Consider the following 16,181-nt stretch of genomic DNA (forward strand, 5'->3'; position numbering starts at 1 on the left):
AAATGTCTTCAGCTGCTTCCGCTACTTTTAGGTATGAAATTAATAAATGGATGTACTGCAACGTAACCATTTACTAATTTTTGGCGGAAGCATTTTTTTTGTCTTCAAATCTATAGTATACTTGAAATAATAGAATAATTAACTTTTTTATGAGGTTTTCTTAAAGTCTTATCCATATATTGTATGGTAATGCTAGAGGTGTAAGAATGAATAATCGATTTATTGTAGTTGATCTTGAAACAACTGGAAATAAGGTTGGAAAGGATAAGATTATCCAGATAGGCGCTATCCTCATCGAAAACGGTGAGATTATCGAGCGTCTCTCTAGCTTTGTTAATCCTAATCAAAAGTTGTCTCCATTTATTAAACAATTAACAGGTATTAACGATCAAATTCTAGAAAAAGCACCGCCATTCTCACTTGTTGCACCATTGCTATTAGAAATGATGCAAGGCTCCTATTTTGTCGCTCATAATGTTCCGTTTGATATTACATTTTTAGAAGAAGAGTTACTGGCAAATGGATTCAAACCAAGACGATCCTTAAAGATAGATACAGTTGAGCTTTCTCGTATTCTTTTGCCAACTTCAAGTAGTTATAAATTAAATCATTTAGCTAGGGAATATAAGATTGAACATGATCAGCCTCATCGTGCGGATAGTGATGCTGAAGTAACAGCAGAGTTATTATTACTTTTATTAAATAAACTACAAAAATTACCTGTTAGTACATTGCATAAATTAGAATCCTCGATGGGTAAGCTTCAGAGTGATTTTAAACCCTTACTAGAAGATATTCTTGAAAAGAAACTAGGAGTAATTGAAGAAGAGGAAAACTCTATTGAGGTATATCGAGATATAGCGTTGAAAAGAAATATCCCGACAACTATAAGCGGGGATTCATTTGAGTCATTCTTACATCTGCAACCTCTTGATTCTTTACAGTTTTTAAAGAATACTTTACCTCAATTTGAAAATCGCACAGGACAAATTGAAATGATAAATTCGGTAGAAAAAGCCTTTCATAATCACTACCATGGTTTAATTGAGGCAGGTACGGGTACAGGAAAAACCTTAGGTTATTTAATACCTGCCTTGTTTTCTGCAAAAAAAACAAGGCGTCCGGTGGTTATTAGTACATATACAACGCAATTGCAGGAGCAGATACTGTCTCAGGAAGTACATTATTTGAAGAAAGCTTTACCATTTACATTTCGAGCAACAATCATAAAAGGGCGCTATCACTATCTATGCCTAAGAAAATTTGAACAGTATTTTGGAGACGAGACATCTGATAATTATGACACCTCCTTGACCAAGTCACAAATTTTAGTTTGGCTAACCGAAACAACAGAGGGCGATGTAGACGAATTAAATTTATCCTCTGGTGGAAGTATATTTTGGAAAAAGGTTAGCAGTGATGCTAATACGTGTTTTAATCATAAATGTCCATGGTATACAAGATGTTTTTATCAACGAAAAAAGCAAGAAACAGAGAAGTCTGATATTATCATTTCTAACCATGCACTCCTTTTTTCTGATATTAAGAATGATTTTTCTGTATTACCACCACACTCAGAAGTTATTATTGATGAGGCACATCATATCGAAGATTCAATTAGTGAACAGTTTGGAACCCAACTTGACTACTTTAATATCGTCACAATCCTAAATCGGCTGGGTGGATCGGATGGTACAGAACTAGCTAGCAAGGCTAAAACAATTATAGATCAAATTGGCCTTAACGAATATGACCACCTTAAAGAATGTGATGAATTATTTAGTGAAGTCAAAATTACAGTGGATGATCTATTTCGCAATATTCGTGCATATCTGTTAACAAAAAACGATATTCAAAAAAATGAAATTGGCAGAATGAGTTATCGATATGACACGATGAAAGAAACCGGAGCTTTGTGGAAGGATATTAAAAATAACGCGTTTGTGGCTATAAATAAACTTGAAGACTTGGCAAGCGCAGTAGCAGGATTAGTTGATTGTTTAGGAAAAGTTAAGGATCAGATGACATATAACGAAAAAGGGATTTTTTCGGATTTTCAATCACTCATTCTAGCACTCAACAATATCGGAGACCAATTATGTAACTTATTGTTTGAAAGTAATACAAACAAAGTGACATGGATTGAAACTGAGCCAAAAGGTGCGTTGAATGCAACTTTTTTATATAGCCAGCCTATAGATTGCAGTAGTATTCTTGCTGATAAATTTTTTGCAAGCAAGCAAAGTGTGATTTTAACTTCTGCTACTTTGGCTATTAAAAATTCATTTGAGTACATTCAATTAACTTTGGGCTTAGATGAATTTGAGGTTTTAACAAAGATTATACCATCACCATTTTCATATAAAGACCAAGTAAAACTTATGATTCCAAATGATATTCCACAAATAAAAGATATAAATCAAGAGGAATTTATCGAAGAAATATCTAGAAGGATAATCCAAATTGCAAAAGTTACCAAAGGAAGAATGCTGATTCTTTTTACATCCTATGACATGTTAGAAAAAACTTATAATTATGTCAAAGCAGAAAATGATAAGGAGATGTATGCACTAATTGCTCAAGGAATTTCAAGTGGTAGCCGTGCAAAATTAACAAAAAACTTTAAGCAATATGATAATGCGATTCTCTTTGGAACAAGTAGCTTTTGGGAAGGAATTGATATTCCTGGCGAAGATTTAAGCTGTATCGTGATCGCGAGGTTACCATTCTCACCTCCAACACATCCTATAATGGCTGCAAAATCTGATTGGCTAAAACAAGAAGGTAAAAACTCATTTATGCAGTTATACCTTCCTCAAGCAATTATTAGATTTAAACAAGGCTTTGGTCGTCTTGTTCGTTCCCAAAATGACCGTGGCGTGGTGGTTGTGCTTGACCAAAGGATACTGGCAAAAAGTTATGGGAAAAAATTTATTACAGCTTTACCGCCTGTTGAAACAATGGTCGAATCTACCGATAGTTTAATTAATGAAATATCGGATTGGTTATAATGATGAAAAAGGGACCTAAATTTTATAAAATTTAGGTCCAAAATAGTGTGGGATAGAGAAATTTAATTTAATCCTTGCATAAACAATTGATATAATAAAAAGTGTAATTATACTTCCATGTGTCCGTAGTAGTACTTAATGTATTACTTATTATTATAATTAACAAATACTGAACACTATATGTGTTACAATATTTGTGATATGGGAGGGGAATAATGGAAAGTAAAATTGAAGTTCTTGCGAAGGTTCGAATAGAAAACTCACAGGAATTATATAAAATAGTTGACATATTAAATCGAACGCTAAAGGAACGAGACTTAATGTTTGGACTAGCGCTTGATGTAGAAGATCAAGAAAAAGCTGTTTTTACGATTTATCGTACGTAGGGGAGCAATATGAAAAAATGGGTATTGATTGTTTCAGTTCTTTTGATAGTGGCTATATGGCAGGCTACTACCATATATTTAAATACTACAAAATACCAAGAGAATGCTGAACAAAAAGCGATTGAATTTGCCAAAAAAAATTCAAATATTGATGTTATAACTGATGTGGAATATTATCATGGCAGCTTAGCATTTCATGTTGTGTATGGTCAAACAGAAACAAATAAAGATATAATAATTTGGGTTCCTGAAAATAAAGATGGAAATATATTAATAAAAAATGCATCAGAGGGATGGACTAAAGAAAAAGTACGGCAGCATGTTGAAAACCAACAAACTCCAAAAAAAATCATTGATATACGTCTAGGTGCAGAAGCAATGAAAGACAATCGTACTGAAGAAATTAAGATTACTCCTATTTGGGAAGTAACATATATTGATCAACAAAATAGATATACATATTATTTTTTAAAATTTATTGACGGGAGCTTTGTTAAACGTTACAGTTTGAAACAAAAGTAACTAAAAAAAGGAGAATGTAAAATGAAATTAGCAAGTCGAGTTTCAGCGTTAACACCATCAACAACTTTGGAAATTACTGCAAAGGCAAAAGCATTAAAGGCTGAAGGCCATGATGTTATTGGTCTTGGAGCAGGTGAGCCAGATTTTAATACGCCACAGCATATTATCGATGCTGCAACCAAAGCCATGAACGAGGGGCATACAAAATACACGCCTGCAGGTGGTCTCGTTGAGTTAAAAGAAGCAATTATAGAAAAATTTAGTAATGATCAAGGTATTACATATGCTCAAAATGAAATTATTGTTGGCGTTGGTGCCAAGCATGTATTGTATACGCTATTCCAAGTAATTATAGATAAAGATGATGAAGTAATAATACCTACGCCTTATTGGGTAAGTTATCCTGAGCAAGTTAAACTGGCTGAGGGTGTACCCGTTTATATTGAAGGAAAAGAAGAAAATCATTTTAAAATTACACCAGAGCAATTAAAAAGTGCTATTACTGAGAAAACGAAGGCAGTAATACTTAATTCTCCAAGTAATCCTACTGGCATGGTTTACACAGCAGAGGAACTTAAAGCGCTAGGTGATGTATGTATCGAGAATAATATCCTAATTGTTTCAGATGAAATATATGAAAAATTAGTTTATGGCAATAATGAACATGTATCGATTGCACAATTATCACCTGAATTAAAGGAACAAACTATTATCATTAATGGTGTATCAAAGTCACATTCAATGACAGGTTGGAGAATTGGTTATGCAGCTGGTAATAATGAAATCATTAAGGCTATGACAAACTTAGCCAGTCACAGTACTTCTAATCCAACATCAATGGCTCAATATGGTGCAATTGCAGCCTATAAAGGAACTCAAGAGCCTGTTGAAGAAATGAGAAAAGCATTTGAAGATCGCTTAAATAAGATCTATGAACAACTTATCCAAATCCCTGGTATTTCGTGTGTAAAGCCACAAGGAGCATTTTATTTATTCCCTAATGCTCAGCAAGCTGCTGAAATGACAGGTTACACTGATGTAGATGCATGGGTGAAGGCAATCTTAGAAGAAGAAAAGGTAGCATTAGTACCTGGTTCAGGATTTGGAGCACCTGAAAATGTGCGTCTCTCTTATGCAACCTCGTTAGAATTGCTTGAAAAAGCAGTAGATCGTATCAATCGTTTTATGAGTAACAAAACAAAGTAAACTAATAAAATCTAGAAAGTGGGACTAACGAGTTTGAAAGTAGTCCCACTTATTGTAAGCAAATTTTTGCAGGGATAAGTATAATTTCAATCGTAGTAGGAGGAAACAACGAGTGAAAACAACTATTTCTCAGGTTAGTAAGTATGTGGATCAACAAGTGACTATTGGGGCATGGCTGGCCAATAAACGATCTAGTGGCAAAATTGCATTTTTACAATTAAGAGATGGTACTGGCTTTATACAGGGTGTTGTTGTAAAAAATGAGGTGGAAGAAGATGTTTTTGCAAAAGCAAAATCAATCACACAAGAATCTTCGCTTTGGATTACTGGTGTTGTCCGTGAGGACGAACGCTCGCCCTTTGGATACGAACTAACAGTCAACAAAATAGATGTTATCCAAGAGTCGGTCGATTATCCAATTACACCTAAGGAACACGGTGTTGAATTTCTTATGGATAACCGTCATTTATGGTTACGCTCAAAACGTCAACATGCTATTATGAAAGTAAGAAATGAAATCATCCGTTCAACATATGAATTTTTTAATGATAATGGTTTTGTCAAAGTAGATCCGCCTATTTTAACAGGTACATCTGCAGAAGGCGGTAGCGAACTGTTTCATACTAAATATTTCGACGAGGATGCCTACCTATCCCAAAGTGGTCAACTATATATGGAGGCTGCGGCTATGGCTTTAGGAAAGGTATTTTCATTTGGTCCTACCTTCCGGGCTGAAAAATCAAAGACGAAGAGACATTTGATTGAATTTTGGATGATTGAACCAGAAATGGCGTTTGTTGATCATGAACAAAGTCTGGAGATTCAAGAAAACTATGTAAGTTTTATTGTCAACTCTGTTCTTAAGAATTGTAGCTTAGAGTTAAATACATTAGGTAGAGATATTGAAAAGTTAGAAAAAATTAAAGCCCCTTTTCCTCGGATTACATATGACGATGCAATTGATTTACTAAAGAAAAAAGGCTTTACTGATATTGAATGGGGTGAAGATTTTGGAGCTCCCCACGAAACTGCTATTGCACAGGATTATGATAAACCGATATTTATTACCCATTACCCTGCAGATATTAAAGCCTTTTATATGAAACCTGATCCAAATCGACCAGAAGTCGTATTATGCGCAGATTTAATTGCTCCTGAAGGATATGGTGAAATTATTGGTGGGTCACAACGAATTGATGATCTAGAACTAATGAAACAAAGATATGAACAACATAACTTAACAGACGACTCATACGAGTGGTATCTAGATCTACGTAAATATGGCTCTGTACCACATTCTGGCTTTGGGTTAGGATTAGAAAGAACAGTCGCCTGGATTTCAGGGGCCGAACATGTTCGAGAAACGATTCCTTTCCCACGCTTATTAAATCGATTATATCCATAAAATCTCGCAATAGCGGGATTTTATTTTTTTCAAAAACATTTTCAGCGCCTTAATAAGTCTCTCGGGGATTAAGGTGCTAACGCTTTTCTAATGATCAGAAATTTATATTTATTTCTTATTTCAACAATTAACAAGATGATCATGTTATAATGATCGAGAGGTGTTACATGAATGAAACAAGAAAGAGTGTTAAACATTTTATCAGAAGGTAGTATTGCCATACCAAGGTTACTAATTCGACATTATAAAGACTTAGGTCTCAATGAAGAAGAATTTATGCTTTTACTTCATATATATTCTGCGATCGACTCTGGGAATACCTTCCCGACTCCACATGAACTATCCGAGCTTATGACATGTTCTGAAATTAGATGTACAGAAATCTTACAATACTTAATACAACGTGACTTCATAATGATTGAGGAAAAAGCAGGGCTAGATTTAATTTCTGAAAGTTATTCAATCAGACCATTATGGGAAAAACTTATACAGTTTTTAGTTAAACAAGATTCAAAAGAAACTCAACAGGTTAAGGAAAAAGAGGAATTAAATTTATATAGCCTATTTGAGCAGGAATTTGGTCGGCCATTGTCACCAATTGAGTGTGAAACTTTGACAATGTGGATTGATCAAGATAACCATGAAATTCTATTAATTAAAGCTGCATTACGAGAAGCTGTAATGAGTGGGAAATTGAATTTCCGTTATATAGATCGTATTTTGTTTGAATGGAAAAAGAAAGGGATTTTAACAATTGAACAAGCTCGGGAACAAGGTTTAAAATTCAGAAACCATCAACGATCAAAACAACAACCAATACAACAACAGTCTTCTCCCTCTGTGCCTTTTTATAATTGGTTAGAATCTTAGGGGACACTAAATTTAACGAAAGGATTTAAAACGATGCTAAATAAAAAGCAAATTCGTCATGTCTTAGATACAATGGGCGAGATGTTTCCTGATGCGCATTGCGAACTAGTCCATTCAAATCCATTTGAACTTGTAATAGCGGTAGCATTATCTGCTCAATGTACTGACGCACTTGTTAATAAAGTAACAGCCAATCTTTTTAAAAAATATAAAAAACCAGAGGATTATTTAGCTGTACCATTAGAGGAGCTTCAAAATGATATTCGTTCAATTGGATTATACCGTAATAAAGCAAAGAATATTCAAAAAACATGCCAAATTTTGTTAGAACAGTATGATGGACAAGTACCAAAGGAAAGAGATGAATTGGTAAAATTACCAGGTGTAGGTCGAAAAACTGCAAATGTTGTTGTTTCAGTTGCTTTTGATGTACCTGCAATAGCGGTTGATACACATGTTGAACGAGTTTCAAAGCGATTAGGGATATGCAAGTGGAAAGATTCAGTTCTAGAAGTAGAAAAGACATTAATGAATAAAATTCCTAAGGAAGAGTGGGGGGTAACACACCACCGTTTAATCTTTTTTGGACGTTATCACTGTAAAGCTCAGAATCCACAATGTGGTCACTGTCCCCTTTTAGATCTTTGTCGTGAAGGACAAAAACGGACGAAGAAAAGGGAGGATGCTAATGCCACAGGAAACTGAACTAATTATACCTGATGCATTTCTATATAAGCCGTTTTACGAGCCAAACTGTGTAATCCAGCTTCAAAAAGGTAATTCAATTGAGGATGACATTAGTTGTTATCCATTTTTTTATGATATACTTTACAGTTTAGAAGCTACAGCTCATCAACATAACCCGTGGGGAAAGATAGATTATTATGCGCCTATCATTTTTCAAAAGTGGCTAAGTGAAAAAGACTTAATCGCTGCTTTTTTTAGGAATAGAGATAAAGCAAATGCGTCTCAACCGATGATTCAACATATCGCGAACATGATTGACATTATATATTGGATAAATGGTAGGCCTATCACAAGTCTAGACAATATTACAGTTGAACTTCAAGAGCTTTCAATTAAACCTATCAATTGTCAAGAAAGAATAGAATTTTTACTTGACAACCCAGTTCATTATCATGCATTTATTCAGCTTTCTGAGCTGTATGTTGAAATAAGGAAACAATACGAGAAAGTGTTGTTAAAAATGCGCACAAAATAAAACACCTGCAACGTTATTAGAATTGTTGCAGGTGTTTTATTTCTTTAGAAAACTTATGATTTTGTACTTGTCCAGCTCCAGCCCTATTCCCCACGGGTCAAAGACTCGCAGTCGTGCTAGCATCGGCGTTGCACAGACTGTTGCAACGCCGATGTTTAGTTCAAGTTTTTACACTTTCTAAGTTTCTATAGATTAATATCTAGCTTAGGTCCAGCTTGAGGTTTGTTGGGTTCTTCATCCTGTTCGTCTTCATTTTGGTCGTCATTATTAGGATCATCATCATTCTCATCATCATTATTACCATTGTTATCTTCATTGTTGTCATTACCTTGGTTGTTGTTCTCTTCATTGCCGTTACCATTGCCTGGCCCAGGAAAGAAATCACCTATCATTTGTGGGATTTCAATATCGACAATGACACCTTCACTTTGATTTTCAGGATTACTATCACTAGAAGCAATAATTTCAAATCCAAAAAGTGAATCTACACTAGGGGGCTCAATTACGATCTCTGTTGAAAGATTTTTACCCGTATACAAATGTACAAATGGACCTGAATTTGTTACCTGATTAACAGTAAAGCTTACATCTTCCAATAACTCTTCATCATATTCCCACGTAATTACAATTTTATTTTCGTCACTTAAATAACTTACTTCTGCATTCTGAACAGCAGAGAGCTGATTAAAATTACTTGAAATTTCAACAGGTTCCGTACCTCTCACAAAATACTCATAGACGATTTGATTATCTGGTGTAAATTCACTAGGGAGTTTTGGCGGGTTGCTGCCCTTTTCCACAGGTGATTTAACTATGCTATTAGGGACTTTGAAGTCCTCTTGCTTTTCACCTTTTGTAATTTCACTCATCGTTAATTTAAATAATTGTTTTGCAATTGCAGTTTGATTACCAGATAAGTAGTTATCTTTTCCATGCTCGCTATAACCGGTCCAAACGGATACGGTGTACTCAGGAGAATAACCAGTAAACCAAATATCGGGTACAGCGCCATTAGGAATACCATATTTTTTTCTCGTTTCATCATCAAAGTTCGTTGTACCAGTCTTACCAGCTATGTGAACACCAGAAACATTAGCAGCACGCCCAGTACCGTATTGAACAACAGATTTCATCATATCTGTTAAAATAAAAGCTGTGTAATCCTCCATTGCAACCGTAGATTCAGGCTTAAGGTTAATTTCTCTGCCGTCATCAAAGGTTATTTTAGTAACTGTATGCGGCTTATTATAAACTCCGTTATTACCAAAAGCACTATAAGCACCAGCTAACTCTAACGGTGATGTCCCATTAAATCCACCAAGAGCGTATGCCTCATTAATAGTCTCTTCAACACTAATACCAAGGTTGGCTGCAAAATCACGTGCTTTCGAAAGCCCAACTTCTTGTAATGTTTTTAATGCAGGAATATTTCTTGAATCTGCGAGAGCATCACGAATTGACATCTGTCCTTTATAGCGATTGTCATAGTTTTTAATAGCTGGACCATTTGTATAGCTATGCGGTTCATCTACAATCTGATGATAAGTTGACCATTTTAAATGCTCAACCGCTGGTCCATAATCAATAATTGGTTTAATAGTTGAACCTGGTTGTCGTTTAATGTCTGTTGCAAAATAGGACGTATCTTGATTCCGCCCCCCACCAATTGCAAGAACTTCCCCAGTCTTTGTCTCAACAACGACAAGTCCTGCTTGGAATCGCTCATTAGGATAGTTTACAAATTCATCGGAATCTAACAGCTTTTGCACATATGCTTGTGCATCAGGGTCAAGGGTTGTGTAAATACTTACACCACTTGAAAAAATGTCAATGTCGCCAACTTGCTCGATTTCTTCAATCACTTGATCAATAAAAGCATCGTAAGGGTCTGTCGATTTTTCTTCTTTTTTAATTACATAATCCGTAACAGGAATTGCTTTTGCTGCTTCGGCTTGTTCGCTAGTGATTTTTCCATGTTTCTCCATTAAGGATAATACAATATTACGTCTTTTCTCAGCAGCTTCTGGATATTTAAAAGGATCGTAGCCGCTTGGTCTTTGTGGCAAACCTGCTAATAGTGCAGCTTCATGTAACTCAAGTTCGCTCAGTTCTTTACCAAAATAAATTTCAGCAGCTTTTGCTACACCATAGGCTCGATTGCCATAAAATATTTTATTTAAATACATAGTTAAAATTTGTTCTTTTGAAAATTGTCGTTCTAATTGAATAGCAATCCATTGTTCTTGAATTTTCCTTTTAAGTGTTTTTTCGGGTGATAAAAATGCATGTTTCACAACCTGTTGCGTAATAGTACTTGCACCCTCGGCACCAAACCCCTCAGTAACGTTTGCAAGAACAGCACCACCAATTCGCTTTAGATCTATTCCAAAGTGATCATAAAATCTAACATCTTCTGTTGCTAATACAGCATCTTCAAGTATTTTTGGGATATCTTGATATGTAATTTTAGTCCGTTTTTCTGTTCCAAGATCAGCTATTAAATTTAAGTTACGGTCGTATACTTTTGCAGATAGCGGATCCTCTAAAGCAGCTGCATCCAGTGCAGGAGCGTCCTTAATAAAAGCTAGTGCAGTAATTGATCCTACAATTGCGGTGATTATTCCTAAAAACACAACGACTATAATTAATCGTTTAAAAATGTTGCCCGGTTTTCTTTTACTTTTTGTTTTTTTTGTTGTTTTAACGGTACGTCTTTCTTGTCTAGTACGATAGTTTTCAGACATCGTAATGACCTGCCTTTCAAACTTACATAAATTAATTAAAATATATTTTATCGATTATTTGAAGATAGTCAATTCTGGGGTGTAAGTTAATCGGTATCGAATGCCCTAATTGTTCGATTGCTGTTTTCGGTATTGATTTACGACCTCCTTTATCTTGCTCATCCCAATAAGGAAATAATTGGTCTGCCTGTAATAAGTAAACCTCATCTGTTAATGAAAACCTCAAAATTACGAAACAAATGCCATTTTGTATAAGTACAGCTCTCATATGATTAATCTGATGCTCATGGAAATTTTGTAACGGAAAAGACGTCTTGTTTCGGGTTTCTTTTGCCTCAAAATCAATATATCTCCCCTTATACACACCATTATAATCGGTTGTTGATTGTAATTTGAAATATGCCTCTTTAATAACGGCAGCACTTCTTTTTGGATAATCTACATTTACAATTTGTACTGGTGTAGGTTTTTTATGGATAACGGCCTTTCCATGAATTAAATAATATTCATTTGTTTCATTAATATCTTCTTCTAATGTCATTCCGCGGTTACTGTAGGAGAGCTGTTTGTTACCTCTTTTTTGATTTGTAGCTTTTGGAATAAATGCTCGTCCGTTTGGATACCGAATTGTCATTTTGAAGACTCCTTTTTGTTCTCTAAAATAATAAATATAGCATACTTCCTTTTACTTTAACATTAAAAAATGCTTAAGACACCATAATAAAGGAAATTATAAGACAGAAGTTCGTTTCAAACTAAGAGTGTCCATATGTGTGCTTAAGTTTTGTTAGGCATTTAAAAGTTAAGGGGAAAGGTGATCAAATTGCGGTTGCTACAATATGAACAAGATATGGTATCCCACATTAAAGATGTGACAGCACAAGGAAATATAGATAATATTTCTAGAACAAAGTTCTATAATCAATTTTATAAAAGAAATTTAGAAATAGAATGGTCCTTTTTAGCTAGTATGGTTTCAAGAAATGCTGGTTGGAACATGACTGATTTACAAGGGCTTTGGTTTCCGCAAATCTTATCTCAAAAAATTAGGAATCAGATTTTTTTTACATATGAACGGGCAAATTGGACAATTTTTCAAGATGCTTTCCCACAATTAATGATCTATGAACTCTCAAAAAAAGAAAAAAAGCCACTTTTTCATTTACTCAAACTATTTAATGTTTCGTTATTTATGCAGAGAGAATGGGGGTTATTTTGGGAGAAGAATGATATAAAACGCCTTGTTTTAGCTCTTATCATAAATGAACAAAATGTTATTCAAGATTCAGTAATAAAGCATCCAATATACAAAAAACAAGTTTTTCATTCATTGCCCTACCTTTTTCAAGATTGGCTGCATTTTAGTTGCGTAATTTTCCCAACGGTTGAGGGTGAATTATATGGGTTTTCTGTTCATAATTTCTCAAACGTTGGTGAGCGTATACAGTTGGGAAAAAGATTAGCATGGCTGTTATTTCACCCTGAATACCATAAAAAATTTCGGCGCTTTTCTGAATGGACTGAGCATACTGGATCTAGATTTGATTATGAGCGATATTTTGCTGAAAAAAAAATCAGAGATACTCCTTTCTTACGTATGGTATTTCCAATTGTCCAGCATCACCGCGATGATTTTACAGATTGGTTCCAAAAAAGGCGGCTCTCACGTAAGTGGTTTAACGAAATTAAAAAGCCTAGAAAATATCATATTACGAATTGGTACAAACAAAAGCTAAATCACCTTCACGCGGCTATTATTTTCGAGAAGGAAGTGCTGCCAAGAATAAAGAGTTAATGTGTTTCAACTGTTGTTGTACCAAAAGAGACGGTTGATACCGTCTCTTTTGGTATAAGTTAAAATAGGTTAGATATAATCATAACCTTCCTTTAACCAATTTGACTTACCGAGTCATTCGGCTGGACGATTGGGTCCTTCTAATTTTTTATCACCGTAGCCTACTTTACTTTCCTCTGGTACGGCTAGAACACCATTCTTCTTTTCCTTTTTCCTACCTTTTGCCATATTTACGACACCTCTCATCCTTGTTTTACTTATGCAAATAATGATTAAAATTCGATCATTATAGCATAATTCATTAGTTATTGTGAGCTAGTTTCTGTTTTTGATTCAACAGTTCAAGAGAATATGTCGTCGAAAAGTTATGCATTTTGAAGAAATCCACTTTCTTTGCCGAATCAAAACTAGTTTTGTCAGGTCTGAAGGGAGATATAAAAAAATCTCGAATGTATGTAGTATAAAATCTGAATATTAACTGGGAAGTCATAATTGATTATTTCATTCGGGAGGGATTTATGTGAATGGAAATGTAAAGATGGATAATCTAGTTCAGAAAAAGTTCGAAAATCGTTTGGATGAATTATTAGTGAAATTGGAAGACATGGAGTATCAATTATCTAAAAAGGCCGACGATATTGTATCAATACAACTATTACAACACAGACGTGAATTAGATCAGGCAGAAAGTAAATTAATGGAACTTGAGCGAAAGATTGAGATACTATCAAAAGAACAGAATCAGCAGCTTGAAAATATAGAGATTGTAAAAACTCCTTCAGAGAGACCACGTTTCTTTAGAAGAGTAGCAAGTATTTTTACGTTATAAATAATAAAGTATGGGCTGTCCAAAAAGTCACCACTTCCTACGTATTAGTACTTATCGGACAGCCCCTCATTTTGATTAATATGTTTTGCTGTTAGTATTCGATCTCTTCATAATCCTTTGGTTGTGGTACAGGTTTCATATCATTATAGTTTAAGGAAAACTCAGATAATTCTTCAGAGAATTCGAGTTCATTATGAATGACAGCTTTATTTGTTGCATGTTTCAATCGATGTCTTTGAAATTTGGGATTAGGCAATTTTTACACCTCTTACTTATTCGATGGTTTTGATGCTAATGGTTCTACTGAAAATTCAGGATCCTTTGTAGCATATTTTGGTTTCTGACTTTCATGGCCTTTCTTTTTATGATTAAAACTTTTTCCTCTACCCATGGGTAATCAACTCCTTCAGTTCTATTCTACATCTTTAATATTTGATTTTTTCATCCTATTTCATTCACTAAAATTATGTTAATTTATGGTCACTGTAAATAGCACAATGAAAATTGTTACCATATAAATCTTATTATTGTAGAAAACACTATTCCTATGGTGAGTAGATGAATATAAGTGTATACTAGCATTTGATAATAGAAATTAAGAAAGGAAGGTAATGCATGAATTGGAGTGAAGATGCAAAAGAACTGTTAGAGGAGCTTGTAAAGCCAATTCCTATTTTTGCACGTCCCATGGCTAAAAAGAAGATAGAGTCATTTATTGTAGATGGTGTTAACGGAGAAACTGTTACAAAGGATGATGTTGTAAAAGGATACATAATTGCTTCACCGGGTAGTATGCAAGCAAGAGCGATAAAGTTATTGAACGCAAAAGGTATAGATTTGACACCATTTGAGGATTTACTCGAGAAAGTAAAATAAAAAATAGGTCAACTCAGGATATGGGTTGACCTTTCGATTAAAAATTAAATAGACGTGTTTTAAGCTTTTTTGTATTTATGAATTAAATCATAATTTTGACCTCTTGCAAACACATCAAGTCGATTTGGGCCCCAAGAGATAGCGCTTGGTTTCGAATAAAGTTTCCCCTCATGTTTTTCCCAATTTGACCAAGCAGAACCATTCCATTGTATTTTATATAAATTACGATCACGTCCACGTGCAAAAACCTGAAGTTGGTTTGCTTGATCTGAGGAAACGGTTGGTCCGGAAGCGAGTATTCCACCTAAATCCCCCCAATTGCTCCATTGAGATCCATTCCACCATTTGTGAATCAATTGTTTATTTAATCCTCGTGCGAATACATCGATCCGATTATGTCCCCAAGAGACTGCAGCCGGTGCAGAGGTTAGCTGTCCACCTAAATCCCCCCATTTGCTCCATGAAGAACCATTCCAATATTTGTGATTAAGCTCGTTATTTTGCCCTCTTACAAAGACGTCCAATCGGTTAGGCCCCCATGACGCCGCTCCAGGTGCAGAAGTTAACTCGCCGCCAAGATTTTCCCAATTACTCCAATTCGATCCACTCCACCATTTATGAACGAGGTGGTTATTTTCTCCCCTCGCAAAAATATCAATACGATTAGCAGACCAAGAAACAGCAGATGGGGAAGAGGTCAAATTTCCACCAAGGTTTTCCCAACTTGACCACATTTGACCGTTCCACCATTTATGGATTAATTGATCATTTCTACCTCTAGCAAAAATATCAATACGATTTTTTCCCCAGGAGGCTGCGCTAGGTGCAGATGTCAGAAACCCACCAAGACTATGCCACTTGCTCCAATTATTGAAAGTGGGTGAATCATTTCCTTTAAATTTTTTAATTGTTGAGCGGATAATCGTGCTTAGAAACCGCTTTATTTGTTGGTCAGATAACCGGTATGAGCGAAGTAATAATGGTATTTGGGGGATGTTTGTTTGCATAGCTTTAAAAATATACTTAGTTTGCTCATTTAAAGATCCATCTGCTCCATTCGCATGCTTAATCGTAAATCCGATAACTAAGATTAATAAATAGTCAATTAATTGTTGATTCATGCCTGCGTTTTTCAATTCTTTAGTCCAATTAGATTCTTTCTGAATTATTTCATTAAATAATCTTTTAACGTTATCATTTTGTTGGTATTCTAAAAATATATTTTGACTAGGGGTAGGAGTAGAAAAGTGAAAAGGAGTATTTCCGTGCTGGTTTTGTTGATACTGGTAGGGATTCGTAAACATACAGCTGCCTC

General features: G+C 34.9%; 16 protein-coding genes. 11 read left to right on the forward strand and 5 right to left on the reverse strand.

Annotated features, from left to right (window positions below; genetic code table 11):
- Positions 1-206 precede the first annotated feature (206 nt).
- The 8 genes from dinG to C1724_RS06055 all read left to right on the forward strand — a co-directional run bounded on the left by dinG (position 207) and on the right by C1724_RS06055 (position 8,622).
- Positions 207-3,011: an ATP-dependent DNA helicase DinG gene (gene dinG / locus C1724_RS06020; RefSeq protein WP_102345804.1), complete on the forward strand. Its 2,805-nt coding sequence runs from the start codon at positions 207-209 to the stop codon at positions 3,009-3,011.
- 215 nt (positions 3,012-3,226) lie between these two features.
- Positions 3,227-3,397 carry a YpmA family protein gene (locus C1724_RS06025; protein WP_102345805.1) on the forward strand — a complete coding sequence of 57 codons (171 nt, stop codon included), beginning with the start codon at positions 3,227-3,229 and terminating at the stop codon, positions 3,395-3,397.
- A 9-nt stretch (positions 3,398-3,406) separates the two neighbouring features.
- Positions 3,407-3,919, forward strand: a complete 513-nt coding sequence (locus C1724_RS06030) for a cell wall elongation regulator TseB-like domain-containing protein (RefSeq protein WP_102345806.1) — start codon at positions 3,407-3,409, stop codon at positions 3,917-3,919.
- 21 nt (positions 3,920-3,940) lie between these two features.
- Positions 3,941-5,125, forward strand: a complete 1,185-nt coding sequence (locus tag C1724_RS06035; protein WP_102345807.1) for a pyridoxal phosphate-dependent aminotransferase — start codon at positions 3,941-3,943, stop codon at positions 5,123-5,125.
- Between the two features lie 112 nt (positions 5,126-5,237).
- On the forward strand, positions 5,238-6,530 hold the full coding sequence (gene asnS / locus C1724_RS06040) for an asparagine--tRNA ligase (RefSeq protein WP_102345808.1): 1,293 nt from the start codon (positions 5,238-5,240) through the stop codon (positions 6,528-6,530).
- A 171-nt stretch (positions 6,531-6,701) separates the two neighbouring features.
- On the forward strand, positions 6,702-7,400 hold the full coding sequence (locus C1724_RS06045; RefSeq protein WP_102345809.1) for a DnaD domain-containing protein: 699 nt from the start codon (positions 6,702-6,704) through the stop codon (positions 7,398-7,400).
- A 33-nt stretch (positions 7,401-7,433) separates the two neighbouring features.
- Entirely contained in the window at positions 7,434-8,105 is a 672-nt protein-coding gene (gene nth / locus C1724_RS06050) for an endonuclease III (RefSeq protein ID WP_102345810.1), read from the forward strand.
- Entirely contained in the window at positions 8,089-8,622 is a 534-nt protein-coding gene (locus C1724_RS06055; protein WP_102345811.1) for a YpoC family protein, read from the forward strand. Before nth ends, C1724_RS06055 begins: the two co-directional genes overlap by 17 nt.
- Positions 8,623-8,807: 185 nt before the next feature.
- Here the strand turns inward: C1724_RS06055 and C1724_RS06060 are convergent, their stop codons facing one another.
- A complete protein-coding gene (locus tag C1724_RS06060) occupies positions 8,808-11,366 on the reverse strand; it encodes a transglycosylase domain-containing protein (protein ID WP_102345812.1) in 2,559 nt (852 codons plus the stop codon).
- A gap of 31 nt (positions 11,367-11,397) precedes the next feature.
- Positions 11,398-12,000, reverse strand: a complete 603-nt coding sequence (gene recU / locus C1724_RS06065; RefSeq protein WP_102345813.1) for a Holliday junction resolvase RecU — start codon at positions 11,998-12,000, stop codon at positions 11,398-11,400.
- Between the two features lie 180 nt (positions 12,001-12,180).
- Between recU and C1724_RS06070 the strand changes: the two genes are divergently transcribed.
- Positions 12,181-13,161: a DUF2515 domain-containing protein gene (locus tag C1724_RS06070; protein ID WP_258000284.1), complete on the forward strand. Its 981-nt coding sequence runs from the start codon at positions 12,181-12,183 to the stop codon at positions 13,159-13,161.
- 520 nt (positions 13,162-13,681) lie between these two features.
- On the forward strand, positions 13,682-13,990 hold the full coding sequence (locus C1724_RS06075; RefSeq protein ID WP_102345814.1) for a chromosome segregation protein: 309 nt from the start codon (positions 13,682-13,684) through the stop codon (positions 13,988-13,990).
- A gap of 91 nt (positions 13,991-14,081) precedes the next feature.
- On the opposite strand, the gene C1724_RS25455 is transcribed toward C1724_RS06075, so the two are convergent.
- The gene (locus C1724_RS25455; protein ID WP_180994133.1) at positions 14,082-14,246 is read right to left on the reverse strand and encodes a hypothetical protein; all 165 of its coding nucleotides are present in this window, start codon (positions 14,244-14,246) and stop codon (positions 14,082-14,084) included.
- A 12-nt stretch (positions 14,247-14,258) separates the two neighbouring features.
- The gene (locus tag C1724_RS25980; RefSeq protein WP_258000285.1) at positions 14,259-14,381 is read right to left on the reverse strand and encodes a hypothetical protein; all 123 of its coding nucleotides are present in this window, start codon (positions 14,379-14,381) and stop codon (positions 14,259-14,261) included.
- Positions 14,382-14,605: 224 nt separating this feature from the next.
- Here C1724_RS25980 and C1724_RS06080 point away from each other — a divergent pair, with 224 nt between their 5' ends.
- Positions 14,606-14,866, forward strand: a complete 261-nt coding sequence (locus tag C1724_RS06080) for a DUF2621 family protein (protein WP_102345815.1) — start codon at positions 14,606-14,608, stop codon at positions 14,864-14,866.
- 59 nt (positions 14,867-14,925) lie between these two features.
- Here the strand turns inward: C1724_RS06080 and C1724_RS06085 are convergent, their stop codons facing one another.
- Positions 14,926-16,170, reverse strand: coding sequence for a DUF346 domain-containing protein (locus C1724_RS06085; protein WP_102345816.1), 1,245 nt, complete (start codon positions 16,168-16,170; stop codon positions 14,926-14,928).
- Positions 16,171-16,181 lie beyond the last annotated feature (11 nt).

Source organism: Bacillus sp. Marseille-P3661 (assembly GCF_900240995.1).
Classification (GTDB): domain Bacteria; phylum Bacillota; class Bacilli; order Bacillales; family Bacillaceae_J; genus OESV01.

Excerpts from the sequence above, each read along its gene's own strand:
- dinG (WP_102345804.1), top strand. The coding sequence starts at position 207 with ATGAATAATCGATTTATTGTAGTTGATCTTGAAACAACTGGAAATAAG.
- C1724_RS06025 (WP_102345805.1), top strand. The coding sequence starts at position 3,227 with ATGGAAAGTAAAATTGAAGTTCTTGCGAAGGTTCGAATAGAAAACTCA.
- C1724_RS06030 (WP_102345806.1), top strand. The coding sequence starts at position 3,407 with ATGAAAAAATGGGTATTGATTGTTTCAGTTCTTTTGATAGTGGCTATA.
- C1724_RS06035 (WP_102345807.1), top strand. The coding sequence starts at position 3,941 with ATGAAATTAGCAAGTCGAGTTTCAGCGTTAACACCATCAACAACTTTG.
- C1724_RS06045 (WP_102345809.1), top strand. The coding sequence starts at position 6,702 with ATGAAACAAGAAAGAGTGTTAAACATTTTATCAGAAGGTAGTATTGCC.
- nth (WP_102345810.1), top strand. The coding sequence starts at position 7,434 with ATGCTAAATAAAAAGCAAATTCGTCATGTCTTAGATACAATGGGCGAG.
- C1724_RS06055 (WP_102345811.1), top strand. The coding sequence starts at position 8,089 with ATGCCACAGGAAACTGAACTAATTATACCTGATGCATTTCTATATAAG.
- C1724_RS06060 (WP_102345812.1), bottom strand. The coding sequence starts at position 11,366 with ATGTCTGAAAACTATCGTACTAGACAAGAAAGACGTACCGTTAAAACA.
- recU (WP_102345813.1), bottom strand. The coding sequence starts at position 12,000 with ATGACAATTCGGTATCCAAACGGACGAGCATTTATTCCAAAAGCTACA.
- C1724_RS25980 (WP_258000285.1), bottom strand. The coding sequence starts at position 14,381 with ATGGGTAGAGGAAAAAGTTTTAATCATAAAAAGAAAGGCCATGAAAGT.
- C1724_RS06080 (WP_102345815.1), top strand. The coding sequence starts at position 14,606 with ATGAATTGGAGTGAAGATGCAAAAGAACTGTTAGAGGAGCTTGTAAAG.
- C1724_RS06085 (WP_102345816.1), bottom strand. The coding sequence starts at position 16,170 with ATGTTTACGAATCCCTACCAGTATCAACAAAACCAGCACGGAAATACT.